The 24,996-nt window shown below is 59.9% G+C and carries 23 protein-coding genes and 1 pseudogene; 13 read left to right on the top strand and 11 right to left on the bottom strand.

Annotation, left to right across the window (positions count from 1 at the left end):
* Positions 1-4: 4 nt before the first annotated feature.
* Together aguB and ACA044_RS01465 are read right to left on the bottom strand one after the other, a co-directional pair.
* Positions 5-883 (bottom strand): N-carbamoylputrescine amidase, encoded by an 879-nt coding sequence (gene aguB, locus ACA044_RS01470; RefSeq protein WP_497444856.1) that lies wholly within the window; start codon positions 881-883, stop codon positions 5-7.
* Positions 884-1,159: 276 nt separating this feature from the next.
* The gene (locus ACA044_RS01465; protein WP_497444855.1) at positions 1,160-4,072 is read right to left on the bottom strand and encodes an aminotransferase; all 2,913 of its coding nucleotides are present in this window, start codon (positions 4,070-4,072) and stop codon (positions 1,160-1,162) included.
* Between the two features lie 180 nt (positions 4,073-4,252).
* On the opposite strand from ACA044_RS01465, the gene rfbC reads away from it, so the two are divergent.
* From rfbC to ACA044_RS01445, 4 genes are all read left to right on the top strand, one after another.
* Positions 4,253-4,798, top strand: coding sequence for a dTDP-4-dehydrorhamnose 3,5-epimerase (gene rfbC / locus ACA044_RS01460; protein ID WP_497444854.1), 546 nt, complete (start codon positions 4,253-4,255; stop codon positions 4,796-4,798).
* Between the two features lie 106 nt (positions 4,799-4,904).
* Positions 4,905-6,713 (top strand): sensor histidine kinase, encoded by a 1,809-nt coding sequence (locus tag ACA044_RS01455; protein WP_497444853.1) that lies wholly within the window; start codon positions 4,905-4,907, stop codon positions 6,711-6,713.
* Positions 6,710-8,104, top strand: coding sequence for a sigma-54-dependent transcriptional regulator (locus tag ACA044_RS01450; protein WP_497444852.1), 1,395 nt, complete (start codon positions 6,710-6,712; stop codon positions 8,102-8,104). Before ACA044_RS01455 ends, ACA044_RS01450 begins: the two co-directional genes overlap by 4 nt.
* A gap of 40 nt (positions 8,105-8,144) precedes the next feature.
* Positions 8,145-8,600, top strand: a complete 456-nt coding sequence (locus ACA044_RS01445; RefSeq protein WP_497444851.1) for a YiiD C-terminal domain-containing protein — start codon at positions 8,145-8,147, stop codon at positions 8,598-8,600.
* Between the two features lie 168 nt (positions 8,601-8,768).
* Here ACA044_RS01445 and cysQ read toward each other — a convergent pair whose 3' ends face one another.
* Together cysQ and nudE are read right to left on the bottom strand one after the other, a co-directional pair.
* On the bottom strand, positions 8,769-9,602 hold the full coding sequence (cysQ, locus tag ACA044_RS01440) for a 3'(2'),5'-bisphosphate nucleotidase CysQ (RefSeq protein WP_497444850.1): 834 nt from the start codon (positions 9,600-9,602) through the stop codon (positions 8,769-8,771).
* Positions 9,599-10,165 (bottom strand): ADP compounds hydrolase NudE, encoded by a 567-nt coding sequence (gene nudE, locus ACA044_RS01435; protein WP_497444849.1) that lies wholly within the window; start codon positions 10,163-10,165, stop codon positions 9,599-9,601. The genes cysQ and nudE overlap by 4 nt, the downstream gene beginning before the upstream one ends.
* 259 nt (positions 10,166-10,424) lie before the next feature.
* Here nudE and yrfG point away from each other — a divergent pair, with 259 nt between their 5' ends.
* A complete protein-coding gene (gene yrfG, locus ACA044_RS01430) occupies positions 10,425-11,087 on the top strand; it encodes a GMP/IMP nucleotidase (RefSeq protein ID WP_497444848.1) in 663 nt (220 codons plus the stop codon).
* A gap of 119 nt (positions 11,088-11,206) precedes the next feature.
* Here the strand turns inward: yrfG and lysM are convergent, their stop codons facing one another.
* Positions 11,207-11,647 (bottom strand): peptidoglycan-binding protein LysM, encoded by a 441-nt coding sequence (gene lysM / locus ACA044_RS01425; protein WP_497444847.1) that lies wholly within the window; start codon positions 11,645-11,647, stop codon positions 11,207-11,209.
* Between the two features lie 137 nt (positions 11,648-11,784).
* Between lysM and ACA044_RS01420 the strand changes: the two genes are divergently transcribed.
* The 4 genes from ACA044_RS01420 (at position 11,785) to ACA044_RS01405 (ending at position 16,789) form a co-directional block, all read left to right on the top strand.
* Complete coding sequence (locus tag ACA044_RS01420) at positions 11,785-12,672, top strand: LysR family transcriptional regulator (RefSeq protein ID WP_497444846.1); 888 nt, start codon at positions 11,785-11,787, stop codon at positions 12,670-12,672.
* A gap of 94 nt (positions 12,673-12,766) precedes the next feature.
* Positions 12,767-13,606, top strand: a complete 840-nt coding sequence (gene fdhD / locus ACA044_RS01415; protein WP_497444845.1) for a formate dehydrogenase accessory sulfurtransferase FdhD — start codon at positions 12,767-12,769, stop codon at positions 13,604-13,606.
* Positions 13,603-15,951, top strand: a complete 2,349-nt coding sequence (locus tag ACA044_RS01410; protein WP_497444844.1) for an FdhF/YdeP family oxidoreductase — start codon at positions 13,603-13,605, stop codon at positions 15,949-15,951. The genes fdhD and ACA044_RS01410 overlap by 4 nt, the downstream gene beginning before the upstream one ends.
* Before the next feature lie 355 nt (positions 15,952-16,306).
* Positions 16,307-16,789 carry a glycine zipper domain-containing protein gene (locus ACA044_RS01405; protein ID WP_497444843.1) on the top strand — a complete coding sequence of 161 codons (483 nt, stop codon included), beginning with the start codon at positions 16,307-16,309 and terminating at the stop codon, positions 16,787-16,789.
* A 72-nt stretch (positions 16,790-16,861) separates the two neighbouring features.
* On the opposite strand, the gene ACA044_RS01400 is transcribed toward ACA044_RS01405, so the two are convergent.
* The 4 genes and pseudogenes from ACA044_RS01400 to ACA044_RS01385 form a co-directional block, all read right to left on the bottom strand.
* Positions 16,862-17,293, bottom strand: a complete 432-nt coding sequence (locus ACA044_RS01400) for an acyl-CoA thioesterase (protein WP_497444842.1) — start codon at positions 17,291-17,293, stop codon at positions 16,862-16,864.
* Between the two features lie 174 nt (positions 17,294-17,467).
* Complete coding sequence (locus tag ACA044_RS01395) at positions 17,468-18,694, bottom strand: 3-hydroxyacyl-CoA dehydrogenase (RefSeq protein WP_497444841.1); 1,227 nt, start codon at positions 18,692-18,694, stop codon at positions 17,468-17,470.
* A 228-nt stretch (positions 18,695-18,922) separates the two neighbouring features.
* Entirely contained in the window at positions 18,923-20,857 is a 1,935-nt protein-coding gene (locus ACA044_RS01390) for a RecQ family ATP-dependent DNA helicase (RefSeq protein ID WP_497444840.1), read from the bottom strand.
* A 262-nt stretch (positions 20,858-21,119) separates the two neighbouring features.
* Positions 21,120-21,612, bottom strand: a pseudogene (locus ACA044_RS01385) (polysaccharide deacetylase).
* 310 nt (positions 21,613-21,922) lie between these two features.
* On the opposite strand from ACA044_RS01385, the gene ACA044_RS01380 reads away from it, so the two are divergent.
* The 4 genes from ACA044_RS01380 (at position 21,923) to ACA044_RS01365 (ending at position 23,407) form a co-directional block, all read left to right on the top strand.
* On the top strand, positions 21,923-22,216 hold the full coding sequence (locus ACA044_RS01380; protein ID WP_497444839.1) for a hypothetical protein: 294 nt from the start codon (positions 21,923-21,925) through the stop codon (positions 22,214-22,216).
* 58 nt (positions 22,217-22,274) lie between these two features.
* Positions 22,275-22,466, top strand: coding sequence for an antitoxin PaaA2 family protein (locus tag ACA044_RS01375; RefSeq protein ID WP_497447146.1), 192 nt, complete (start codon positions 22,275-22,277; stop codon positions 22,464-22,466).
* A 333-nt stretch (positions 22,467-22,799) separates the two neighbouring features.
* On the top strand, positions 22,800-23,099 hold the full coding sequence (locus tag ACA044_RS01370) for a hypothetical protein (RefSeq protein ID WP_497444838.1): 300 nt from the start codon (positions 22,800-22,802) through the stop codon (positions 23,097-23,099).
* Positions 23,100-23,224: 125 nt separating this feature from the next.
* Entirely contained in the window at positions 23,225-23,407 is a 183-nt protein-coding gene (locus ACA044_RS01365) for a YhfG family protein (RefSeq protein ID WP_497444837.1), read from the top strand.
* Positions 23,408-23,425: 18 nt separating this feature from the next.
* On the opposite strand, the gene ACA044_RS01360 is transcribed toward ACA044_RS01365, so the two are convergent.
* Together ACA044_RS01360 and ACA044_RS01355 are read right to left on the bottom strand one after the other, a co-directional pair.
* Entirely contained in the window at positions 23,426-23,656 is a 231-nt protein-coding gene (locus ACA044_RS01360; protein ID WP_497444836.1) for a DUF7683 domain-containing protein, read from the bottom strand.
* On the bottom strand, positions 23,653-24,861 hold the full coding sequence (locus tag ACA044_RS01355) for an S-type pyocin domain-containing protein (protein WP_497444835.1): 1,209 nt from the start codon (positions 24,859-24,861) through the stop codon (positions 23,653-23,655). Before ACA044_RS01355 ends, ACA044_RS01360 begins: the two co-directional genes overlap by 4 nt.
* Between the last annotated feature and the right edge of the window lie 135 nt (positions 24,862-24,996).

The raw sequence follows: 24,996 nt of genomic DNA, 5'->3' as shown, positions 1-24,996 counted from the left end.
GCGATCAGGACTCCAGGGAACCGTCGAGGGTCTTTAGTGTGCCATACAGGTTCGGGCGGCGATCACGGAACGCCCCCCACGCGCTGCGGATGTGCTCCAACTCGTCGAGGTCGAAGCTTTGAACCAATACGCCTTCTTCGGTTTTGTCGAGTTCCTGCACCTTCTCGCCGAACTGGTTGGCGATGAACGACGAGCCGTAGAAGGTAATGTCGTAGCCATCCTGCTCTTCATTGCCGATGCGGTTGCTGGCGATCAGCGGCATCAGGTTGGCGCCGGCATGGCCCTGTTGCACGCGCTGCCAATGGTCACGCGACGAAATGGTCTTGTCGTGTGGCTCGCTGCCAATGGCGGTCGGATAGAACAGAATTTCCGCGCCCAGTAACGCCATGCTGCGGGCGCACTCAGGGAACCACTGATCCCAGCAGATACCCACGCCGATTTTCGCGTAGCGGGTGTTCCAGACTTTGAAACCGGTATCGCCCGGGTTGAAGTAATACTTTTCATGGTAGCCAGGGCCATCCGGGATGTGGCTTTTACGATAAATCCCGAGATTGCTGCCGTCGGCATCGATGATCGCGATGCTGTTGAAACGCGCGCGGCCGGCCAGCTCGTAGAAGCTGATTGGCAGAACCACCTGCAGTTCTTTAGCGACTTTCTGGAAGTGCTTGATGGCGACATTGTCTTCGACCGACGTGGCCAGTTGCAGGTAGTCCGGGTTCGGTTTCTGGCAGAAGTACGGGCTCTCGAACAGTTCCTGGATCAGGATGATTTGCGCACCTTTGGCCGCTGCCTCACGGACCAGCTTCTCAGCGGTTTCGATGTTGGCTTCAAGGTCCCAGGAGCAGGCCATCTGGGTAGCGGCGACGGCAACGATACGGCTCATGAATCGGCTCCTGAGCAAGGGCTTGAGGGTCGAGCGTGGTGAGGCACGCCGTTAACGGTGACGACTTTATAGCCGATAAATATCCGCATTTAAAGCGATAAATATTATTTATGTCGTAAATTAATCGATTAATATCGATAACAATCGGTATTTTCGGAGTGATTGAAGATGTCTTCGCGGGCAAGCCTCGCTCCTACGGATTTGCGTCGTTCGCGAAATATGAGCACGACATAAATCCGTAGGAGCGAGGCTTGCCCGCGAAGGCGATATCCAGTCTTACAAACCTTCGTCCAACACCTTCGACAGCATGTCGACAAAGAAATCCACGCTCTGACGCGAGGTGACCATCGGTGGTTTGATCTTGAGGATGTTCAGGTAATCGCCCGTCGGCTGCATGAAAATCCCCAGCTCACGAAGGCGATCGCACAGCACCGTGGTTTCTTCGGTCGCCGGTTCAAGGGTTTCGCGATTGCGTACCAACTCCACGCCCAGATAGAAGCCGGAACCATGCACGGCTCCCACCAATGGATGCCGGTCGATCAACGCTTCAAGACGCTCCTTGAAATACCCGCCCACGACCTGGGCGTTTTCCCAGAGTTGTTCTTCTTCCATCACATCCAGCACCGCCATGCCGATCCGGCAACTGACCGGGCTGCCACCGGCCGACGAGAAGAAGTAACCCTCGGCCTCCAGCGCTTCGGCGATTTCCCGGCGGGTGATCACCGCGCCCAACGGTTGGCCGTTCCCCATGCCCTTGGCCATGGTGATGATGTCCGGCACCACGCCCTGCTCTTCGAAGCCCCAGAAGAATTTACCCATGCGGCCGTAGCCGACCTGCACCTCGTCGGCGATGCACACCCCGCCCTGAGCGCGGACCAGCCCATAGACCTGTTTCAAATAGCCCGGCGGCAGCGAGATACCGCCGGCATTGCCGTACACCGGCTCGCAGATGAAGCCGGCCAGCTTGCGTCCTTGCGCAGCGATTTTCGCCAGGTTGTGTTCGACGCTGCGCACGTAATCCGGCGCACTGCCCGGGCCGCGGAATTCGCCGCGATAGGTGTTCGGCGCTGTTACCGGATGCACCCAATCGGGACGGCTGCTCAAGGCCTTGGGGTTGTCGGCAATCGACGTCGAAACCGCATCCGCCGCCACCGACCAGCCGTGATACGCCTCCAGCACGCTGAGCATGTCGCGACCGCCGCTGTAGGCCCAGGCCAGACGAATCGCCAGGTCATTGGCCTCGGTGCCGCTGTTGACCAGAAATACGCGATCCATGTTGTCCGGTGCCAGCTTCAGCAAGCGCTCGGAAAACTCGGCAATCGCCGCATAGTGAAAACGTGAGTTGGTGTTCAGCAGCGACCACTGGCGACTGGCGACGGCGGCCATGCGCGGATGGCCATGACCCAGGACCGCAACGTTGTTGAGCATGTCGAGGTAAGCGCGGCCCTGCATGTCGATCAAATGATTGCGCCAGCCACGCTCGATACGCGGCGGGTCGACGTAATAATGTTTTTGGGAACGGGCGAAACTCGCGTCACGACGGGCCAGCAACGTCTGCGGGTCGAGTTCTTCTTCCGCATCACAGGCCAGGCCCAGCAACGTGGCAGGTGAAGGACACAACGCCTGCCAGGCTGCGGCGCGCGAAGGCGTGCAAAACAACGGCGCGTCGAGCTGAGCGCCTCGGCACAACTGCACGATCAACGGCCCGGTGACCGAACCCAGCACCTGACCTTTGACCAGCGCCGCGCCACTGCGCACCGACGGGGCCACACCCCGCAATCGGACGCTGAGTTCTGGACCGTCCAGTTGCAGCAGGTTCTCCCCTTCGATATGGATAACGCCGGCAAACGGCGCTTCGACCGCCGTGCCGTCAGGCACTCGTAACGCAACGTGCAGCGGGAAAGTGTCCGGTTCGCTGGCGCTGTCCGGCCGAGTGCGGGACAGACGATATTGGCCATATCGACTGGCCGCCAGCCCATGAGCAACGGCGGCTTGCGTCAACAGACGCAGATCGATTCCCTCCTGCTCCCAGTTACCGGCCTCGAAATGCGGACTGAGCACACCCAGATCGATCAACGCAAATTCACGCCCCACCAGGCTTGGCAACAATGGCGCGAAGCCTTCGCTGCCGATGCCCGGCAGGTTTTGACCGACTGCGGTAAGAATCGCCGCCTCCATCAACGCCAACGGCACCGACGTGGCAACGCGGAAAATTTCCCACTCATGGGTCAGGTTGTCGCGACTGTACTCATTGCCTGGATCGATGCTGACCTGCTGTTCCCCACTCAGCACCAGCACCGCCGAACGCGCAACGATCAGCGGCCAGAGCGCCAGCAGCTCTTCATGCTGCAACGGATTGACCGCGTGATACGCCCGAACCGCCGGCAAAATGTAGAACGGATCGCCGTCGGCATGGTGCAGCAGCGCGGCGCAGGTCACCGACAGATCGGTGATCCGCCAGGTTCGGACCAGATCGCCGAAATCGATCACTCCCTGCAACTGCCATTGGCGCTGCGAATCCCGCTGCCAGACCACGTTGTCGTCGGTGATATCCATGTGAATCGCCTGCACCGGCAGCTTATCCACCAAGGGCTGCAAATGGCGCTCGGCGTGTTCGGCCGCTTCAGCAATCAACGCTCGTTGCCGCTCATCCTTGATCACCGGCAGCAAATGCGCGATCAACGCGTTGGCGTGGCGGGCGTCCCATTGAAGGGTGCGCTCAAGGCCGGGGTGATCGAAACCGACCAGCGCTTGATCCATTTCGCCGCAAAGCCGACCGAAACCGGCAACCACCCAATGGCTTAGATGATCGAGATGCGTCAGGGGCTGGCCGTCGATGTAATCGAGCAGGCGCACGTGCACCGACTGACCGCCGACCTCCAGGGAGAGCAGGTCTGCGCCGCTTTTGGCAGGGATCACTCGCGGCACCTGCACGCCGGGATGCTCCGCCAAATGCTTGAGCCCTGCGTGCTGGGCTTGCAGTTCCAGCGCCGAATAGTCACCACGGCAGATTTTCAGGACGAAACGCCCCTGCTCGCTGTCGACGCGGTAGTTGAGATCCTGCTGGCTACCAAGCGCCTGCAACCGCCCGCTCAGCCCGTAATGCTCCTCCAGCAGCTCCAGCGCTTGCGCCGCAGACACCTGCGGGCTGGGCAGACTGGTGCGGTGAATCAACGTGGCGAGCGGCATACAACGACCCCTGAAATTTTATTAGGCGCTTATATCGCCACTGCTTCGGGCGATACGCAACCCCCTCCCTGGCTGGCGCGAATCAAATGCCCGCGCAACTCTCTTCACCGTCCCACTCGCGCCCGCCGTCACTTTGCGTAAGAATGGCGGCCATCAACGCCTATTACTGGAGAAATACCAATGAATGTAGTCACCACCGACCTGCCCGGTGTTCTGATCATCGAACCCAAGGTATTTGGTGACGAGCGCGGCTTCTTCTATGAAAGCTTCAACGCCAAGGCTTTCGAAGAAGCAACTGGCCTGAACACCCAATTCGTTCAGGACAACCATTCCCGCTCGCAAAAAGGCGTACTGCGCGGCCTGCATTACCAGTTGGAAAATACTCAGGGCAAACTGGTCCGCGTCACCGTGGGTGAAGTACTGGACGTGGCGGTGGACATTCGCCGCAGCTCGCCGCATTTCGGCAAATGGGTCGCGGTGCGCCTGTCCGCCAACAACCATCGCCAACTCTGGGTGCCGGAAGGTTTCGCCCACGGTTTTGTGGTACTGAGCGATTTCGCCGAGTTCCTCTACAAAACCACCGACTACTACACCCCGTCGGCCGAGCGCAGCATTCGTTGGGACGACCCGGACCTGGGCATCGACTGGCAGCTGGACGAAGCACCGAAACTGTCCGCCAAGGATCAGGCCGCTGCGTTCCTCAAGGACGCTGAAGTCTTTTCCTGAATTCCTGTCTGAATCTTCACCGCCAGCGCGCACTTGATCCACGGTGCGCAGACTGCGCCCGCAAGGCTAGGCATAATGCGTCTGTACCCACAGGCGCTTGATGCTCATGACACCGACCCTCCCCCGCAGACCCCGCTGGCGCAGCCTGGCGCTACTCGCGCTGTGCCTGGCGCCCTTGCTGTGGCCGCTGGAACATCTGGCCGAGCGTTACTACCGCAGTGAACTGGCCGGGCAGAACCGCCAGACCCTCGACCTTTACGTCGCCAACCTGCTGGGCACCCTGCACCGGTATGAAGTGTTGCCGCAGATTCTCGGCGAGCTGCCTGCCCTGCGTGCGACCTTGGCCGCACCCGACGAGGGCGTGGTTCAAGGTAATGCCAATCGCCTGCTGAAAAACATCAGTGCCCAGACCGGCGCCGAAGTCATGTACCTGATGGACACCACGGGCAAGACGCTGGCGGCCTCCAACTGGGACAAACACGACAGTTTCGTTGGCCGCAATTTCGCCTTCCGCCCTTATTTCAGTGAAGCCATGGCCGGGCGCCTGGGGCGCTTCTTCGGTCTGGGCACCACCTCGGCCAAGCGCGGTTACTTCTTTGCCGCGGCGGTACGTGATCGCGAAAAAATCGTCGGCGTGCTGGTGGTCAAGGTCGACCTCGACCACACCGAAAGCCTCTGGGGCAAAACCCCTGAACAACTGTTGGTCACCGACCACAACGGCGTGGTCATCCTCACGTCGCGGCCAGAGTGGCGTTTCCGTTCGACCCGCCCATTGAACGACGAAGAGCGCCAGGCCATCACCGCGATTCAACCCTACCCGACCCGCGATCCAAAGCCGTTGGATCTCGCTTCCGACGCCTGGCTGACCCAAACCCGGCAGATCGAAGAAACCGGCTGGAGCGTCAGTATCCTTGCGCCGCGCACCTTGATCGACCGCCCGGTACGCACGGTCTTGGCCATCGGTGGTGCAACGCTGTTGGTATTAATGCTGCTGCTCGGCCTGATGATGCAGCGTCGACGCCATTATCTGGACCGGATCGCCTTCGAAGGCAAGGCCCGCCACGAACTGGAAGGCCGGGTCGCCGAACGGACCAGCGACCTCGAGGGCCTCAACCGTCGATTGAAACAGGAAGTGCTGGAGCGCGAACACGCCCAGCAGGAACTGGTACGCGCCCAGGATGATCTGGTGCAGGCCGGCAAGCTCTCGGCGCTGGGCACGATGTCGGCGAGCATCAGCCATGAACTCAACCAACCGCTGGCGGCAATCCGCAGCTACGCGGAAAACGCCGAAGTGCTGCTCGATCATCAGCGCACCGAAGATGCTCGCGGCAACCTCAAGCTGATCAGCGAATTGACCGAGCGCATGGCCTCGATCATCGCCCACCTGCGCGCCTTTGCCCGGCGTGATCGCCACGCCCCGGAAAGCGTGGCCCTGCAACCGGCACTGGACGATGCTCTGGCCTTATTGGCCAAGCGTCGGCGCAGCATGGAAGTCGAGCTGATCCGTGACCTGCCGGCCGCCACCCTGTGGGTCGAGGCAGGGGAAACCCGTCTGCGCCAGGTACTCGGCAACCTGCTGGCCAATGCCCTCGACGCGCTGACGGAAAAAGGCCCGCCGCGTAAACTCTGGTTGAGTGCCGAATCCACCGCCAACGGCGTCAATCTGTACATTCGCGATAATGGCCCCGGGTTCTGCCTGGAAGCGCTGGGTCGTGCCGGCGAGCCCTTCTACACCACCAAGACCCGCACCCAGGGGCTTGGGCTGGGGCTGGCGATCTGCGACACCCTGATGCGCGCCTTCGGTGGTGAACTGTTGTTCTCCAACCACAAGGAAGGCGGCGCCCTGATTACCCTGAAGTTGCGCGCAGGCGCGCCGGGCGTGAGCCTGCAACCGTCCGAGGACCGAAGTGCATGACCATCGACAACCGCATCCAGGTCGTGTTGATCGACGACGATCCCCACCTGCGCCAGGCCCTGAGCCAGACCCTGGACCTGGCCGGCCTGAAGATCCTGCCGCTCGCTGAAGCCAAGGGCCTGGCCGGGCAACTGGAACGCGACTGGCCGGGTGTGGTGGTCAGCGACATCCGCATGCCGGGCATGGACGGTCTCGAACTGCTGACCGAACTCCACACCCAGGACTCGGAGCTGCCCGTGCTGCTGATCACCGGTCACGGCGATGTGCCGCTAGCCGTACAAGCCATGCGCGCCGGGGCCTATGACTTTCTGGAAAAACCATTCGCCAGCGACGCCCTGCTCGACAGCGTGCGCCGTGCCCTGGCCCTGCGTCGGCTGGTGCTGGACAACCGCAGCCTGCGTCTGGCCCTGAGCGATCGCAACGAACTGAGTGCTCGACTGGTTGGGCAATCGGCGCAGATGTTGCGCCTGCGCGAGCAGATCGGTGCATTGGCGGCGACCAAGGCCGACGTACTGATCCTCGGCGAAACCGGTGCGGGTAAAGAAGTGGTGGCGCGCGCGCTGCACGACCTGTCGAGTCGTCGTAATGGCCCGTTCGTGGCGATCAACGCCGGGGCCCTGGCCGAGTCGGTGGTGGAAAGCGAGCTGTTCGGTCACGAGCCCGGCGCCTTCACCGGCGCGCAGAAGCGCCGCATCGGCAAGTTCGAGTTCGCCAACGGCGGCACATTGTTCCTCGATGAAATCGAAAGCATGAGCCTGGACGTGCAGGTGAAATTGCTGCGCTTGCTGCAAGAGCGGGTCGTCGAGCGCTTGGGCGGCAACCAGCAGATCCCGCTGGACATCCGCATCATCGCCGCAACTAAGGAAGACCTGCGCCAATCCGCCGATCAGGGTCGCTTCCGCGCCGACTTGTATTACCGCCTGAACGTCGCGCCGCTGCGCATTCCGCCGCTACGCGAGCGGGGCGAAGATGCGCTGATGCTGTTCCAGCATTTCGCCGACGAAGCCAGCGCCCGCCATGGCTTGCCGTCCCACGAATTACAACCGGGGCAACGGGCGCTGCTATTGCGTCACACCTGGCCAGGCAACGTGCGAGAACTGCAGAACGCCGCCGAACGCTTTGCCCTGGGCCTGGAGCTGGCCCTGGACAACATCGCGCCGGATGGCGGCGTCGGCACTACGGTTGAAGTGGTCAGCGGCGGTCTGAGTGAACAAGTGGAGAACTTCGAGAAGAGCCTGATTGCCGCCGAACTGGCACGCTCGCACAGCTCCGTGCGCAGCCTCGCAGAAGCGCTCGGGATTCCGCGCAAAACCTTGCATGACAAACTGCGCAAGCATGGCCTGAACTTCGCCGACGGCGGCGCCAGCAGCCACACCGACGACCTTGATTGAGCTACCGTAAAATCATCCTCTTCAAATAAAAGGCCCGTGAATGAACCGCGACAGTCGTCACCTGGAATCAATCCTCCATCACGACATCCCCCTCACGCGGGACATGGGCCTCAAAGTGCTCGACTGGCACGATCAACAACTGCGCCTGCACCTGCCGCTGGAGGCCAACGTCAATCACAAGAGCACCATGTTCGGTGGCAGCCTGTATTGCGGCGCAGTACTGGCCGGTTGGGGCTGGCTGCATTTGCGTTTGCATGAAGAAGGCATCGACGATGGGCACATCGTGATTCAGGAAGGGAAGATCAGCTACCCGCTGCCGGTCACCATGGACGCGACAGTGATTTGCCAGGCACCGAGTGCGGCAATGTGGAAGAAGTTTTTGGCGATGTATGAGCGATATGGGCGGGCCCGGTTGACGCTGCATTCGCGGATTGTGAATACCGGGAGTGAAGAGGATGCGGTGAAGTTCGTGGGGCAGTACGTGCTGCACCGCTAGAAACCAGAGCCAATACAGCACCTGTGGCGAGGGGGCTTGCCCCCGTTCGGCTGCGCAGCAGTCGCAATTCAGACAACGGGGGTTAACTGATATTTCGCGGTGTCTGGATTTGGGGCCGCTGCGCAGCCCAACGGGGGCAAGCCCCCTCGCCACAGAGGTAGGGCGTGCTCAGGAACGTGCGAGTGCCAACAACTTCTCCCGCCAAGCCGCTTTAGCCGGCAGCGCCAGAAAGAATTCATTCAACAACGATTCCCGCGCCGGATAACAGAACGGCTCACCGCTCAAATCCAGCACCTCACCACCCGCACCTTCCAGCACACCTTGCGCAGCCGCCGTGTCCCACTGCGAAGTCGGCGCCAATCGCGGATAACAATCCGCCGCCCCTTCCGCCAGCAGGCAAAACTTCAGCGAACTGCCGATATTGGCCAGTTGCAGCTCACCCAGGCTGTCGCTCAACCCTGCGAGTAACCGCTCCTGCTCGGGGCTCGAATGCCGACGACTGGCGACCACCGTAAAGGCTTCACCCGCTGCCGGGACCTCACGAACCTGAATCGGCAACGGCTCGGCACCCTTATCGCCACGCCATGCCCCTAACCCGGCACCGCCGACATAAAAACGCCCGTTAGTCGGCATCGACACCACACCGAACACCACACGCCCCTGCTCGATCAGCGCAATGTTGACGGTGAACTCTTCGCTGCCGGAAATGAACTCCTTGGTCCCGTCCAACGGGTCGACCAGCCACCAACGCTGCCAGCCGGCGCGCACGTTCTGGGGGATGTTGGCGTCCTCTTCGGACAGCACCGCAATGCTCGGATCCAGCGCCGTCAGCCCGGCCAGAATCACATGGTGAGCCGCCATGTCGGCGGCCGTGACCGGTGAATCATCGGACTTTGCAGTCACGGCAACGTTGACTCGCCAGAACGGCAAGATTGCTTCGCCAGCCTTCAAAGCCAGCTCAACGACGGGAGCCATCAGCGGATGGGGGAAATTCAATTTCATGGCAGGAACACCCCTCGTTGGGTCAGCAGATCACGGGCCAGATACAGCGCCGCCAAGGCACGGCCTTCAGTGAATCGCGGGTTCTGCGCCAGGGATGACAATTCACGCAGGTTGATCTTGTCCACCCCCATCGGCTCGGGCTCGTCACCCTCCAGGCGTTCTTCGTACAGATCGGTGGCCAGCACCACCTGGATCTTCTGACTCATATAACCCGGTGACAACGACAACTCAGTCAGATGTTCCAGCTGACGCGCGCCATACCCGGCCTCTTCCTTGAGCTCCCGCTCGGCCGCCGCCAGTACGTCTTCGCCCGGCTCGATCAAGCCTTTGGGCAGGGACAGTTCATAGGCATCAGTGCCGCCGCAGTATTCCTCCACCAGCACCGCGTGGTCTGCGTCGAGCATCGCCACGATCATCACCGCGCCATAACCGGCGCCCCTGCCGACCAGGCGCTCGTAAGTGCGCTCCACGCCATTGGAAAAGCGCAACTTCAGCTCTTCGACACAGAACAAACGGCTGGTGGCGACGATCTCGCGGGCGAGTACGGTGGGTTTCTGGCGCATAAATGGCTCCTTGGCGTAAGCGGGTTACTATACCCGGCCTATCCTTAATGCTGGTCAGATTCATGTGGGAGCGGGCTTGTGGCGAGGGGGCTTGCCCCCGTTGGGCCGCGCAGCGGACCCAGGATCTGCGAGCGCTGCGCACTCGAACGGGGGCAAGCCCCCTCGCCACAAGCCCGCTCCCACAGGTTCCGCTCCTCAACTGACGGGCATCAGACCTTGTTTATCTCGGATATCTTTTTTACCGCTGGAGAAGTTTTTTATGTCCCTGCTGCCCTGGCGCGACATCGATACCGTTTTGCTGGACATGGACGGCACGCTGCTGGACCTGCACTACGACAACCATTTCTGGATGGAGCATCTGCCAAAGCGTTATGCCGAGCTGCACGGGGTGAGCCGGGCCATGGCGGAGCTAGAATTGCAGCCGCTGTTCGAACGCAACGCCGGTCAGTTGCAGTGGTATTGCCTGGACTTCTGGAGCGCCGAGCTGAAGCTGTCGGTGCGCGAGCTGAAACTGGAAACCGCGCACCTGATCGCCTTGCGTCCGGATGCGGACACTTTTCTGGCGGCGATCAAACAGGCCGGCAAACATGTGGTACTGATCACCAACGCCCACCGCGACTCGCTGTCATTGAAGCTGGAACGAATTGAACTGGCGCCGTATTTCGAGCGGTTGATCAGCTCCCATGATTACGGTTTCGCCAAGGAAAACCCGCAGTTCTGGGATGCCTTGCAGGCCGACATCGGCTTCGACCCGGCGCGCAGCCTATTTATCGACGACACTTTGCCGATCCTGCGCAGCGCACGCAATTTTGGCGTGGCGCACCTGCTGGCCGTAAGCGAGCCGGACAGTCGCAAAGGGCCGAAAGACACGGCGGAGTTTGCGGCGGTGGGGGATTATCGGGAGTTGATTGCCGGGCTCTAGACCGAGTCGCCTGCATCGCGGGCAAGCCACGCTCCCACAGGATCTGTGTCGTTTCGCATCCTTCGTGAACGACACAATTCCTGTGGGAGCGGGCTTGCCCGCGATAGCGATCTCAAGCCTTATTCAGGAATCCGCAACACCTGCCCCGGATAGATCTTGTCCGGGTGCGAAAGCATGGGTTTGTTGGCTTCAAAGATTTTGTTGTACTTGTTCGCGTCGCCGTATTCCGCCTTGGAAATCGCGCTGAGGGTGTCGCCTTTTTTAACAGTGACGAACCGCGCCGCCTGAGCAACCGGGCCCGTTACGGTGATCTGGTCATCCACGCTGCCGACACCGGCAATATTGCCCACGGCCAACAGAATCTTTTCCTTCTCTTCCTGGCTCCCCACTTCACCGGTGACGATGACTTTGTCGCCCTCGATTGTCGCCTGAACATTCGGGTTACCCAGGCCGACCTTACTGATGTGTTCCTTCAGCTGCTCACTGGCATTGGCATTGCCGGGTGTCAGCAGATCGATAAGCTTTTCGCCTGCTTCTTTCACAAAGCTAAAAATACTCATGGTGCGCTCTCCTTGGGGTTTAGGGTCCAGACGCCAAAGACTAGACCAGCCTTGCGAAGTCCGGCTCCCAGCCGACCAATGACCCAACCCCGCGCAGGCGGTAGAATCGCAAACCTTGCCCGCGCCCTGGAGCGAAGATGGACATCAAGCAGCTCAAATTCCTCATCGCTCTGGACGAAACCCGGCACTTCGGCCAGGCCGCCGCGCGTTGTCACATCACCCAGCCGACCCTGTCCATGCGCCTGCGCAGCCTCGAAGAAGAGCTCGAACTGCCGCTGGTCAACCGCGGCCAACGCTTCGAAGGTTTCACCGCGCCGGGCGAGCGTGTGCTGGCGTGGGCGCGTACGGTACTGGCGGCCTATGACGGTTTGCAGGCCGAAGCAGCAGCCTGTCGCGGCAATCTCGTGGGTACGTTGCGTCTGGGCGTGGTGCCGCTGTCGAGTTTCGACCCCGTGCCGCTGATGCAACGCCTGCATGCCGAACACCCGAGCCTGCGCTTCGAACTCTCGGCCCTGAGTTCCGAACAGATCCTCGAACAACTGGCGAACAATCGCCTCGACCTCGGCGTTTCCTACCTGGAACGCCTGGACGGCGAGCGTTTTGACTCCCTGGCTTTCAGCGAAACCCACATGGGCCTGCTCTACGATCAGCGTTTTTTCAGTTTCGGCGAGGCGCCACTGAGCTGGGAGTCGCTGATCGAACTGCCCTTGGGCATGCTCACCAGCGGCATGCATTTTCGCCAGTCCATCGACCATAACTTCCACAGCCGTGGCTTGACCCCACAACCGTTACTGCAAACCGATGCGGTCCATCAATTGTTACAAGCGGTGCACGGCGGTCTCTGCTGTGCGGTGATGCCGCTGGATGGCGGCCTCGAAAACCTCACCGATCACTTGCGTCTGCAACCCATAGAAAGCGCCCAGACCCTCGCCCGGCTGGGGCTGATCATGCGTCGCAGCGCTCCGCGCTCAGCGCTCGCAGAAGCCTGCTTCGCGATTTATCAGAAATCACTGACAGACGCTTGATCGACGCCATCTATCGGCAGATCAGTAATAGCGATTAGACGCGACAAGTTGACGCGCCTAGGCTTAAGGCTGACTAAACCGTCGGTGATGCCTAATGAACGCCAAGCGCCCTGCCCGCGCGGCGCCTGCTCTTGAAACGCCCGCGCCCGCCGCAAGCCAGACGTACAGTTACTGCAACCTTGAATACACCGAATCGGCCAGCACCGCGTTGGCCGAGGAAGTTGCGTTGGCGATCGCCTATAACGGCATCAGCCAGGCGGTCATGTTGGTAACACCGACGGATCTTGAAGACTTCATCGTCGGCTTCAGCCTCGGCAGCGGCATCATCGAAGACGCCTCAGACATCTACGACTTGCAACTCAGTGGCACGGGTTCGGCGCAATACGCGCAAGTGACCATCGCCAACCGCGCCTTCTGGAACCTCAAGCAGCAGCGTCGGCAACTGGCCGGCACCAGCGGTTGCGGGCTCTGCGGCGTGGAAGCGGTGGAGCAAGCGCTGCCCGATCTCAAAGTATTGCCCGGCGCTGCGCTGCCCCCGGCTGAATGGCTGGACGGCCTGCGCCATCGCATCGGCGAATTTCAGCCGCTGGGCCAGCATTGCGGCGCCGTGCATGCGGCAGTGTTCATGAACGGCAAAGGCGAATTGCTGCTGGGCCGTGAAGACATCGGTCGGCACAACGCCCTCGACAAGCTGATCGGCGGGCTGATCCGCCAGAAAATCCCGACCACCGATGGTCTGGTGATTGTCACCAGCCGCTGCAGCCTCGAATTGATCCAGAAAGTGTTACGCGCCGGCATCCAGACCCTGGTCAGCCTGTCGTCGCCCACGGGCCTTGCCGTGCAATGGGCCCGCCGCCACAACCTCAACCTCATCCACCTGCCGCAGAAAAGTGCGCCGCGGGTCTACAGCCCTGCGACGGAGAACCAAGCGTGAGTCAACATCAACAAGCCGACCAGAAACCGACCCCTCGCTATAAGCCTTACAGAGGCCCGGCCGGTGGCTGGGGCGCGCTGATCAGCGTTGCCCGGGCCTGGTTGACCAGCGACAACGCGCTGAAAAACATCCGCATAATGCTCAAGACCAACCAGAACGGCGGCTTCGACTGCCCCGGTTGCGCCTGGGGCGATTCTCCGGAAAAGGGCATGGTGATGTTCTGCGAGAACGGCGCCAAAGCGGTGAACTGGGAAGCGACCAAACGCCGTGTCGACGGCGCATTCTTCGCCAAACACAGCGTCAGTTCGTTGCTGGAGCAGAGTGACTACTGGCTCGAGTATCAGGGCCGATTGACTGAGCCGCTGAGCTACGACGCCGAGACCGATCGCTACAAACCCATCAGCTGGGAAGACGCTTTCGCGCTGATCGGCAAACATTTGCAGGGCCTGTCGAGCCCGGATCAAGCCGAGTTCTACACCTCGGGCCGCGCCAGCAACGAAGCGGCGTACCTCTATCAGCTGTTCGTGCGCGCCTATGGCACCAACAATTTCCCCGACTGTTCGAACATGTGCCACGAGGCCAGTGGTGTGGCCCTGGCGCAAAGTGTCGGCGTCGGCAAAGGCACGGTGACCTTCGATGATTTCGAACACGCCGATGCGATTTTCGTCTGGGGCCAGAACCCCGGCACCAATCACCCACGGATGCTCGAGCCGCTGCGCGAAGCAGTGAAACGCGGCGCTCAAGTGGTGTGCATCAACCCGCTGAAAGAACGCGGTCTGGAACGCTTCCAGCATCCGCAGCACCCGCTGGAAATGCTCACCAACGGCGACAAGCCAACCAACACGGCGTACTTCCGCCCGGCGCTGGGCGGCGACATGGCGGTGCTGCGCGGCATGGCGAAATTCCTGCTGCAATGGGAACGCGACGCGCAAAAAACCGGCGCACCGGCGGTGTTCGATCACGACTTCCTCAATGAACATGCCGTCAACGTGCTGGAATACATAGGCGTCATCGACGACACCCCATGGGAGCAGATCGTCGAGCAGTCCGGCCTGACCCTGGTAGAGATCGAGCAAGCGGCGCGCATGTATGCCAAAGGCAAGAACGTGATCATGTGCTGGGCCATGGGCATCACCCAACATCGTCATTCGGTGTCTACCATCCAGGAAATCGCCAACCTGATGCTGTTGCGTGGCAACATCGGTCGGCCGGGTGCCGGTCTATGCCCGGTTCGTGGTCACAGTAACGTGCAGGGCGACCGGACGATGGGCATCAACGAACGTCCTCCGGTGGCGCTCCTCGATTCCCTGGAGCGGCGCTTCCAGTTCAAGGTGCCGCGCGAAAACGGCCACAACGTGGTCGAGGCGATTCACGCCATGGCCGACGGCCGCTCGAAAGTCTTCATCGGCCTGGGCGGCAACTTCGCCCAAGCCACCCCGGACAGCCCACGGACCTTCCAGGCCTTGAGCAACTGCGATCTGACCGTGCAGATCAGCACCAAGCTCAACCGCAGCCATTTGGCGCACGGTAAAGACGCGCTGATCCTGCCGTGCCTGGGCCGCACCGACATCGATATCCAGGCCGAAGGTGCCCAAGCGGTGACCGTGGAAGACTCGTTCAGCATGGTCCACGCCTCCAACGGCCAACTGCAACCGCTGTCGAATCAAATGCGCTCGGAGCCGGCGATTATCGCCGGTATCGCCGCCGCGACCCTGGGTAGCCGTCCGGTGGACTGGAACTGGCTGGTGGCCGATTACAGCCGCATCCGCGACCTGATCGCCGACACCATCCCGGGCTTCCGGGACTTCAACGAAAAAATCCAGAACCCGGGCGGTTTCTACCTGGGCAGCAGTGCCGGCGCGCGTCGTTGGAATACGCCGTCGGGTCGGGCCAATTTCCGTCCGAACATCCTGCCCAAAGACCTGGTGCACGAACGCACCCGCGCCACCGGCGTATTGCCGGACCTGATCATGCAGTCGATGCGCTCCCATGATCAGTACAACACCACGATTTATGGTCTCGATGACCGCTATCGCGGGGTGAAAGGTCAGCGGGATGTGTTGTTCGTCAATGAGGCCGACATTATTCGCCTGGGCTTCAAACCGGGGCAGAAGGCTGACATCGTTTCCATCTGGGATGATGGCCGTGAGCGGCGGGTGAAGGGCTTTACGCTGTTGGCGTTTGATATTCCTGCCGGGCAAGCAGCCGCTTACTATCCGGAAGTGAACCCGCTGGTGCCGCTGGAAAGCACCGGGGACCGCAGCCATACGCCGACGTCGAAGTTTGTGGCGATCCGCTTGGAAGCGGCGAGCGAGACTGGGTTGATTTTGGCCAAGTCGGCTTGACGCGGCGCGCGGTCTGACGCCTTCGCGAGCAAGCCCGCTCCCACATTGGAACTCAGTCGTTCGCGAAATCTGTGTTCGCTGAAGATCGAATGTGGGAGCGGGCTTGCTCGCGAAAGCGGTGGATCATTCAACGAATCTTTCGCAGCCAACACTTTCCAAACGCCCACAAAAAAGGCCGTTTTTGTATAAAAACAGCCTTTGTGAAGTAGCTAAAGACCGGCGAAAAATACTTAAGTTCCGCCCAAAAAACAGCAACTTATAGAATTGTGTTCAAGTCGTGTTATTCGTCGGATTTCTATTGTCACAGCTACGACACAGCCTCAGGATCGCGCCGTCATCCCCTTGAGGTTCCTCTATGAAGTTCTCCTCGATTCTCTTGTTGTCCCTTGGCCTGGTCAGTGGCTTCGCTTCTGCTGGCGGCACCACCGAAGCAGGTGTGGGCGGCGCATTGGGCGGGGTTCTGGGCTCGGTCGTCGGTCAATCGTTAGGCGGCAATACAGGTTCAACCATTGGCGCAGCCCTGGGCGGCGCGGGTGGTAGCGCAGTCGGCGCAGACAAACGCAGCCGTGGCGAAGCCGCCATTGGCGGTGCGTTGGGCGCAGCAGGCGGTAATGTGGTCGGCCGCAGCATGGGCGGCACCACCGGCAGCCTGATCGGCTCCGCAGCAGGCGGCGGCGCCGGTGGCGCACTGGGTAACTACATGGGCAACAAGAGCGATGACGACGATGATCGTCGCTCCTATCGTGGCCGTGATGATCGTCGTTACTACCGTGACGGCCATCCAGGTCGTGGTCATGCCTATGGCCATCGCAAGCATAAACATCGCTATCGCGACTGAGGCTTGAATCGCCTCGTTTACCGGTAGATCAAAAAAAATCGCAGCCCTCGGGTTGCGATTTTTTTTTGCCCTTCAAACCGCCAGTCGCTCCAATGCCCCGCGCAATTCGGCAGGAATCGCCACTGGTTGATTCGTGGTCCGATCCACGAACACATGCACGAACCGCCCCGCCGCACAGGCTTCATCTTCGCCTGCCTTGAACACCGCCAACTCGTATTGCACCGAACTGTTGCCCAACTTGCCCACCCGCAGGCCGATCTCGATCCGATCCGGGTAAGCGACAGAAGCGAAGTAATCGCAAGCCGAACTCACCACAAAACCCACCACTTCGCCGTCATGGATATCCAGACCGCCGACTTCGATCAGGTAGGTGTTCACCGCCGTGTCAAAGAAACTGTAGTAGGTGACGTCGTTGACGTGACCGTAGACGTCATTGTCGTGCCAGCGGGTGGTGATGGGCTGGAAGTAGGGGTAATCGGTGCGTTGGGGCATCGGGTTGGACATCAGCGTCGGTTCCTGTAGTTGGATAGCGAGTCTAAAGCGAAAACCGCGTTATCGCTCTTCGCGAGCAAGCCCGCTCCCATATCGATCTTCATTGAGCACAGATTTTGTGCACGCCTGAGACCTAGTGTGGGAGCGGGCTTGCTCGCGAAGGGGTCTTCACAGACGCCACATAAATCACATGCCTGCAAACCCTCTAGCCTGCGCCGCCAACTCACCAATCAACCGCGCCGGCGCCCAGTGATCGCCCTGCTTGGTCTCAAGCTGCAATAACCGCAGATGAATATCGTCCAACCCTTGCTGATCTGCCCAGGCCATCGGCCCGCCCTTGTCCGCCGGGAAGCCATAACCATTGAGGTAAACCAGATCGATGTCATGCGCCGACGCCGCAATGCCTTCCTGAAGAATCTTCGCCCCTTCGTTGACCAGAGCCAGCAAACAACGCTCCAGAACCTCTTCAGGGCCAATCTCGCGACGCTGGAACCCCAGCCCTTCGCTGATCTCCAGTACCAGCGCATCGACTTCCACATCATGCTCAGCCTGACGACTGCCCGGTTCATAGTGGTAATACCCGTCGCCACTCTTCTGCCCGAAACGCCCCAGTTCGCACAATCGGTTGTCCACCTGAACCTCCGGCGCATCCTGGCCCTGGCCAGCCAGTTCCCGAGCACGCCATTCCAGGTCGATGCCGACCACGTCGTACATGCGAAACGGCCCCATGGCGAAACCAAAACCTTGCAGCGCCGCATCCACCTGATAAGGCAAAGCGCCTTCAAGCAGCATCTTGCGTGCTTCGAGCACGTACGGATGCAGCATGCGATTGCCAATGAAGCCGTGGCAGTTGCCCGAGACTACGCTGACCTTGCCCATGCGCTGGCCCAGCGCCAGGGCAGCATCAAGCACCGCCGGCGCCGTCTGGGCACCGCGCACGATTTCCAGCAATTTCATGATGTGCGCCGGGCTGAAGAAATGCAGGCCCAGGACCTGCTGCGGACGGCGAGTGACGGCGGCGATGGCATCGATGTCCAGCGCCGAGGTGTTGCTGGCCAGAATCGCTTCGGGTTTGAGCAGGCCGTCGAGTTCACGAAAGATTGTCTGCTTCAGCTCAAGGTTTTCGTAGACCGCCTCGATGACCAGATCGACATCGTGAATCGCTGCGTAATCGGCAGCCGCCGTCACCCGCGCAATACGCGCATCCGCCTCGGCCTGATCGATCCGCCCCTGCCGCACGCTGTGGGTGTAAGTTTCAGCCACGCTGGCCAGCGCCTGCTCGAGCATCTGCGGATTATTATCGACCCATTGCACCGGTACCCCGGCGTTGGCCAGGCACATGACAATGCCACGGCCCATGGTGCCCGCGCCGATCACGGCGGCGCGCTGAATATCGAACGATGTCTGGCTCATTGTTGTTCTCTTATTGGCGATCCAAAGACAGTTCTCACCATAGTCAGCCAATGGGTGTTTTTGAAATTTATTCGTGTGATGAGCGACATTCAGCGGATGGATGTGCTTTCAAAAACACCGATATCCCTGTGGGAGCGGGCTTGCTTGCGAAGGCGGCCTGCCAGCCGACATCAATGTTGAATGACACACCGTATTCGCGAGCAAGCCCGCTCCCACATTGACCGTTTTTCAACTTGGCAAATGAGCTTCGGCCCACGCCCGGACGTCGGCATACGGATAATCCTCCAACGCCGCAAACCCCGGAATCGACCGCGCCTTGAGCTTGGTAAACAGCGGCACGCTGATCCCGCACAGAAACCGCGTCACGCGCTCTGCCGATGGTACGTTGCCCGTGTGCTGCTCGTGCCTGTGGATAAAATCACCGCACAGCCCCTCGAAACTTTTATCCACAAGCGCCGGTAACTCCGGTGGCTCGGGTAGCCGCGCCACATGGCCGTGACACACCGAACAATGCCCGCACTGCTGCGGCGCGTTTTCGTCGCCGAAGTACTCGGCCAGGCGATAGCCCAGGCAGTGGTCGGTGGCGAAGAGATCCAGCATGGCGTGAATCCGTGCGATCTCGGTGCGCTCGTGCTGGGTGAAGTAGGCGTGCAGTTCGGCACTCAGCGCCTGCGTGTCGACGTCGGTTTTCAACAAGCTGTAGACCTCAGTCATCTGCTTGCTTTCAAGCTCGACCCAGCCCTTTTCCTGAAAATAATCCAGCGCCTTGACCACCCGACTGCGTTCGGCGGAATACTGCTCATACAGCGCGTCGAAATTCACCGTGGCCCAGGTTCGGGCACGGCTGGAGGTCTGGATGATGGCCGAGACGAAGTCCTTTCGCTCACCTTCGAATCGGGCCAGCAATGCTTCGGGCTCCTGCAAATACTTGAAACGGTATTCGGCGTAATAGGCATAACGCGGAGCGATCAGTCCCCGCAGTTCCAGCTGCACCAGCAAGGTCTTGAGCGGTAACTGGCGAATGTTGCTCTGATCGGCCAGCGGCCCCAGCAGAAACTCCCACTGCCCCTCGGGCGCGGCGGCTTGCAACTCGTCGAGCACGCAACGAATGCCGTCCAGCTCTGGCGTGTCGCCGTAAACGAAGTTTTCCAACACGTTGAGGCTGTCGCGGTTGGCCAGCACCAGGCAATCGGAAGGCTGACCGTCACGCCCGGCGCGACCGATTTCCTGGCTGTAGTTTTCAATGGATTTGGGCAGGTCGAAATGCACCACATTGCGGATGTCACTTTTATCGATGCCCATGCCGAAGGCGATGGTGGCGACGATGCAATTGGACTGCCCGCCCATGAACCGCTTCTGTATCCCTTCCCGTTGTTCGTGGGGCAAACCGGCGTGATAGGCCTCGGCCTGGATGCCGTGCTGGCTCAGATGTTGGGCGATGTACTCGGCGGTTTTTTGCAGGGTGACGTAGACGATGCTCGGCTGACCGGGGCGCTGACTCATCCACTCAACAAGGCGTCGACGCTTGTCCTGGCCGCGCACCGGTTCCACCAACAGATTGAGGTTGGGTCGGTAGAAACCGGTGGTCACCACGTCCTCGGGGGCGATGGCGAATTTGGCCTCCATGTCGGCGATCACCTTGGGTGTCGCGGTGGCGGTCAGCAGCAGGGCCTGAGGGATGTTGAACTGACGCTGATAGTCCGGCAGCTTGAGGTAGTCGGGGCGAAAGTTGTGGCCCCATTCAGAGATGCAGTGGGCCTCGTCCACCACCAGCAGCGAGATCGGCACCTGCTGCAAAAAATGGCGGAAGCGCTCGTTCTTCAGGCGCTCCACGGAAATCATCAGAATCTTCAATTCGCCGGACTTTGCCCGGGCCATCACATCGCTGGCGTCATCGCGGCTCTGCGCCGAATCGATACTGCCTGCCGCAATGCCGTGGCGCTGCAAGAACGCCAACTGATCCTGCATCAGCGCCAACAGGGGCGACACAACCAATGTCAGGTGCGGCAGCAACAAGGCAGGCAATTGATAGCAAAGAGACTTGCCTGAACCTGTCGGGAAAATCGCCGCCGCCGAGCGCCCGGCCAGCACAGCACTGACCGCCGCCTCCTGACCCGGCCGAAACTGTGGATAACCGAAAACCTGTTCCAGGGTGTTGTGCATAAGCTGTCACTCCGTTGACCGCTGCGAAGCCCAAAGCCTAGCCGGCGAACGCAGCGAGTCGAGAAAAGGTCGGGGGCAAAAACGATACGGGATGATACAGCGGATAGTTCCGGGAGACTGCAAGGCTTGGGAGATGAGGTGGCTGGCAGATCGCTTTCGCGAGCAAGCCCGCTTGTGTCTTGCGCAGGAATTAGACTGAGGGTGAGAGCGGGCTTGCTCGCGAAGAGGCCAGCCATGTCACCCCAAAAACATCGATAGAAACTCAGGGTACCAACACCGCCACCCGCAACTGCTCATCCAGCGCCTGCTCATGAAACACCTGACTTTTACTCGCCCAAACCGCATAAGCCGGGCTGATTTCGCCAGTGAACGCCGCCGCCAACTGACGCAAATCCGTGACACTTCGCACACGGGGGCAAAAGGGTTCGCCGTCGCAGTTCTGGCTGGCGTTGCGGTAAGTGGCCAGCAACCGATCCCACAACCCGTCACGCACTTGCCTGACCGACTTGAGCTTCGCAGCCTGCACGCCCAGTCGCTGTTTCAGACTCTGTTCATCCAACGCTTCGCTGGCCAGCAGCGCCTTGCCCACCATCAACACCTCGGCGCGGGACGCGGTGTCTACTTCTGCCTGGGTGGTCAGAGCCTGCGGCCAACCGGTACGGTCCATGTTGGCGAGGATCAGCGCGTTACCTGAGTCGGCAGCGCTCGCCATCCGACAAACACTGGCCCACAACAACCATACGTAGCCATTGCATACCTAATTCCCTTTAAGAGTCGACTCAGACGCTTCGAAACGTCCTACACATTCTGGCGCGCACCCTACAGAGGTTTGATGCGTTAAGCCTGACAATCCCGTAGGAATATCGACCTCTAGGGGAAAAGCTTAAAAAATAGTCGGGGTGTGCGTAGGCAAAGGGCGATAACGCCGGTAAACCCCCTACAAATCCTGTCCATTTGCGTCACCTTGCGACGCCTCGTCGCGGCCCTCTATAGTTTTCGACGCGGCTGAAAACACTGTGTCAGCCTGCCGGCGAGACTGCCCGACTTTCCACAGGACTGACTTCGATGAACACGCGCCACTCGTTAACAGACCGCTATCGCCCGCTCAAAACCAGCTACAGCGACACCCCGGTGTTGGTCATCGACACCGAAGCCAATCCTCACGAAATCCTCGACGCCGCCCGCCAACGCATCCGCGCCGCCAGCGACCTGCTCGAAACGCTCTATTGCCTGTGCTTTAAACAGGCCGACGTGAAAGACATTCCCAACATCGTCAACGCGCTGTACCTGCTGACCCAGGATGGCAACGAACTGCTCGAAATCGCCCGGCAACACCTGCCGAAAACCACAGCGGTTTGATGCCTGAAACAAATTCAAACTTAAATAAAGATCCCTGTGGGAGCCGGGCTTGCCCGCGATGAACGATAACGCGGTGTACCTGATGAAAAGCGAAACATCCGACACTCAACAACAACCCGACAAAGCGGCCTACGACGCATGGTTCAAAGCACAAGTACAAGCCAGCCTCAACGATGCTCGCCCCAGCATTCCAGACGAAGAAGCCAAACACCTGATGGCAATCAAACGAGACAGATTGCGAAAGAGATAAGTCTGTAAGCAACGCCCTATCAAAGCTTCATCCCGGTCCTACAACCGAAGACACCTTGTCGCCTATCGCTGCCCGGCGGCTCAGACCTATAGTCGAACTGCCGCTGCCAAATCAGCGGCTCGGGCTTGGTCACCTGAATGGCTCATATATACGCGTCCGTTGTATGCTGCCGGCACTTCAAGTGTCTGCACGCTATATGGTGGCTGTGTTTGGGACGCCCTCGGGCGTGCCGGGATGTGAGCCTCATCGGTTGACCAACCCGAACACAGTCCGCCTCCCATCGCTTGGTCACGGTGGTGGCGATCCTTCCTGATGCATTTGAGGCTAAAACCAATGAAGACATGGAATCCGCTCACCAATGATCGTTACCTTCCACTCCAATCCAACCTCACCGACACCCCGCCCCTGATCATCGACACAGAGGCCAACCCCCAAGACATCCTCGAAGCCGCCCTCCAGCGCATCCGAGCCTCCAGCGATCTCCTCAAAACCCTGCACTGCGTTTGCTTCAAACACGGCGATGTAGAAGACATCCCCCACATCACCCACGCACTCTTCTTGTTAACCCAGGACGGCTGCGACCTGCTGCAAGTCGCCCAGCAACGCATGATGGGCTGGAAAGCGCCTGCCTGACGCCTAGTGAAGTCGTTCCCACGCTCCGCGTGGGAATGCCTCTACGGACGCTCCGCGTTCGGCTCTTGGAGCGCAGAGCGTCACCCATGGCAATGATCGAACACTCGTAACCCGAGACAACCGCGATGAGCGAATTAACGTTCAAACAAAAACAAGCGCACTACGAAAAAGTGCGCCGTTCAAACTACTTGGCCAGCTTGCGGCTCGCAGGCTTCGACACGTCACCGACAGACCTCGAAAAACCGCTGCCTACTCGAGAAGAAGCACTTGCCAAATACCGACAAGACAAAATCCAACGTCCGTCCTGACAGTAAATCCCCACTTTTTCATACGCTACAAGACAAAAAAAACAGGTAGTCCGGGCTGTCGAATTTCTTCCCAATAAGTACCTCCAGGCTGTTTATTTGCTCGTGCGATAGCTCGTACTCATAGATGGGATCGTCTGGTTCCTTCCACTCCATCAGCTCTTTGAGCTGCGTGAAATGCTCAGCGGGAATATCAACTCGAAATGCCAGCCGCTCCGTTGTTTTATAAAACGCTCTGATGGAATGCTTCATTTCTGCGTGCTCCTTTCCGGGTCCGCGTCCGATAGTCTCCTGCCAGTTTCTGCATTGAACTCGCCTAGATGTTTACCTTGCCGAGTGTATTGCTCAACCGTTCCGTGCATGTAGTCCCACTCATAAATTCGGCCTTTCGAATCCAGCCAACGTACTCTTCTCTTTCCGCCACCCCTCACAGAGGTTTTCGATGGCACCGGATAGGTATCTGGAAACGCAAGCAACTCCTCAGGGGCGGGGCGATAGCTGAAATCCCTCGGCACGCTTAACACGATGTACAGCGGCCGAACCCCCGAATCCGCCGGAAACACCAGAATAAAATCCTGATACTCCGGCGGATAAACCGGGCTGACGATAATGTTGTCCGCCTGCTCCGTCGGCGGAAAAATCCACACCTGAGGCGCTTGCGGTGCCGCTTCCAGCGCCGGGATGCCCAGCGTATCTGCCGGGTTCTCTGCGGGAGTCCAAATCAACTCAACTCCGCCGCCAAAGTCAGCCACCTGCTGAGATCCCCGCGTTTCAAACGTCACGACAGGGACCATCTCCCAATCACGCCGGCTCTGGGTGTTGTAGCCGTAGCCCTTGAGCGTGCCGTCAGCCTGCTCCTCTACCCGCAAACGAACCCGTGTTCGAGCTTGTTTGAGTGACCTGAGTTGATCGTCGGTATACAACGCACCATCGCCCAGACTCGACGGAGCAAGCAAAGCAACCAATCCAACTAATGCACCCGCAGCAACTCCGGCAGTAACGACTCCGGCGCCAGTACTTGCGACGGTAGCCGTTGCCGGAGCAATCACCGCCCCACCCAACGCCAAAGAGCCAATACCCGCCGGCAGAACACCGCTGATCTTCTTGAGCGGCAAACGGCCAGAGCCATCGGCCTGACGACCTCCCAATAAGGTGAGCTCACCAAACTCACCAACGCTATCCGTCGGCAAAAACCCGGATGGGCTGGTGTAATCGATGATTGAATCCGGCAACTTACAAGACTTGGCAAATACACAACCGACGAACGACTGGCGCTTTTTCTGAAACGCCACTTCCCGGCTCTTTTCGAATGTGTCCTGCCTGGCAAGCATCGCTTCGTAGGCGTTTTGCCTGGCCTCTCTCTTCGCCAATTCAGTAGCGCTCATGTCCCGTAGCCAGCGGTAACCACCTCCATCGTTATCGTAGTGCTGCCACACTTGTGGTGTGTCCTTGCCCATCCGTCCCCCTCTCGGTCACTACTGAAACCACGGCTCAATGCCGAGGCCGGTGAAGTTACCGAGTGCTGGAAAGTGCGGTTGTAGGGCTAATCTGAACCTGCCGTGCGATCCTTCTTCATCGTCCATTGCGGATGA

This window comes from Pseudomonas sp. LBUM1673 (assembly GCF_059695645.1).
Note: the sequence above shows the minus strand (reverse complement) of the source record. Positions and strands in the feature narration are given on the sequence as shown.

What these genes read in the sequence shown, in the direction of transcription:
- aguB (WP_497444856.1), bottom strand. Translation starts at nt 883, where the DNA reads ATGAGCCGTATCGTTGCCGTCGCCGCTACCCAGATGGCCTGCTCCTGG.
- ACA044_RS01465 (WP_497444855.1), bottom strand. Translation starts at nt 4,072, where the DNA reads ATGCCGCTCGCCACGTTGATTCACCGCACCAGTCTGCCCAGCCCGCAG.
- rfbC (WP_497444854.1), top strand. Translation starts at nt 4,253, where the DNA reads ATGAATGTAGTCACCACCGACCTGCCCGGTGTTCTGATCATCGAACCC.
- ACA044_RS01455 (WP_497444853.1), top strand. Translation starts at nt 4,905, where the DNA reads ATGACACCGACCCTCCCCCGCAGACCCCGCTGGCGCAGCCTGGCGCTA.
- ACA044_RS01450 (WP_497444852.1), top strand. Translation starts at nt 6,710, where the DNA reads ATGACCATCGACAACCGCATCCAGGTCGTGTTGATCGACGACGATCCC.
- ACA044_RS01445 (WP_497444851.1), top strand. Translation starts at nt 8,145, where the DNA reads ATGAACCGCGACAGTCGTCACCTGGAATCAATCCTCCATCACGACATC.
- cysQ (WP_497444850.1), bottom strand. Translation starts at nt 9,602, where the DNA reads ATGAAATTGAATTTCCCCCATCCGCTGATGGCTCCCGTCGTTGAGCTG.
- nudE (WP_497444849.1), bottom strand. Translation starts at nt 10,165, where the DNA reads ATGCGCCAGAAACCCACCGTACTCGCCCGCGAGATCGTCGCCACCAGC.
- yrfG (WP_497444848.1), top strand. Translation starts at nt 10,425, where the DNA reads ATGTCCCTGCTGCCCTGGCGCGACATCGATACCGTTTTGCTGGACATG.
- lysM (WP_497444847.1), bottom strand. Translation starts at nt 11,647, where the DNA reads ATGAGTATTTTTAGCTTTGTGAAAGAAGCAGGCGAAAAGCTTATCGAT.
- ACA044_RS01420 (WP_497444846.1), top strand. Translation starts at nt 11,785, where the DNA reads ATGGACATCAAGCAGCTCAAATTCCTCATCGCTCTGGACGAAACCCGG.
- fdhD (WP_497444845.1), top strand. Translation starts at nt 12,767, where the DNA reads ATGAACGCCAAGCGCCCTGCCCGCGCGGCGCCTGCTCTTGAAACGCCC.
- ACA044_RS01405 (WP_497444843.1), top strand. Translation starts at nt 16,307, where the DNA reads ATGAAGTTCTCCTCGATTCTCTTGTTGTCCCTTGGCCTGGTCAGTGGC.
- ACA044_RS01400 (WP_497444842.1), bottom strand. Translation starts at nt 17,293, where the DNA reads ATGTCCAACCCGATGCCCCAACGCACCGATTACCCCTACTTCCAGCCC.
- ACA044_RS01395 (WP_497444841.1), bottom strand. Translation starts at nt 18,694, where the DNA reads ATGAGCCAGACATCGTTCGATATTCAGCGCGCCGCCGTGATCGGCGCG.
- ACA044_RS01390 (WP_497444840.1), bottom strand. Translation starts at nt 20,857, where the DNA reads ATGCACAACACCCTGGAACAGGTTTTCGGTTATCCACAGTTTCGGCCG.
- ACA044_RS01380 (WP_497444839.1), top strand. Translation starts at nt 21,923, where the DNA reads ATGAACACGCGCCACTCGTTAACAGACCGCTATCGCCCGCTCAAAACC.
- ACA044_RS01375 (WP_497447146.1), top strand. Translation starts at nt 22,275, where the DNA reads ATGAACGATAACGCGGTGTACCTGATGAAAAGCGAAACATCCGACACT.
- ACA044_RS01370 (WP_497444838.1), top strand. Translation starts at nt 22,800, where the DNA reads ATGAAGACATGGAATCCGCTCACCAATGATCGTTACCTTCCACTCCAA.
- ACA044_RS01365 (WP_497444837.1), top strand. Translation starts at nt 23,225, where the DNA reads ATGAGCGAATTAACGTTCAAACAAAAACAAGCGCACTACGAAAAAGTG.
- ACA044_RS01360 (WP_497444836.1), bottom strand. Translation starts at nt 23,656, where the DNA reads ATGAAGCATTCCATCAGAGCGTTTTATAAAACAACGGAGCGGCTGGCA.
- ACA044_RS01355 (WP_497444835.1), bottom strand. Translation starts at nt 24,861, where the DNA reads ATGGGCAAGGACACACCACAAGTGTGGCAGCACTACGATAACGATGGA.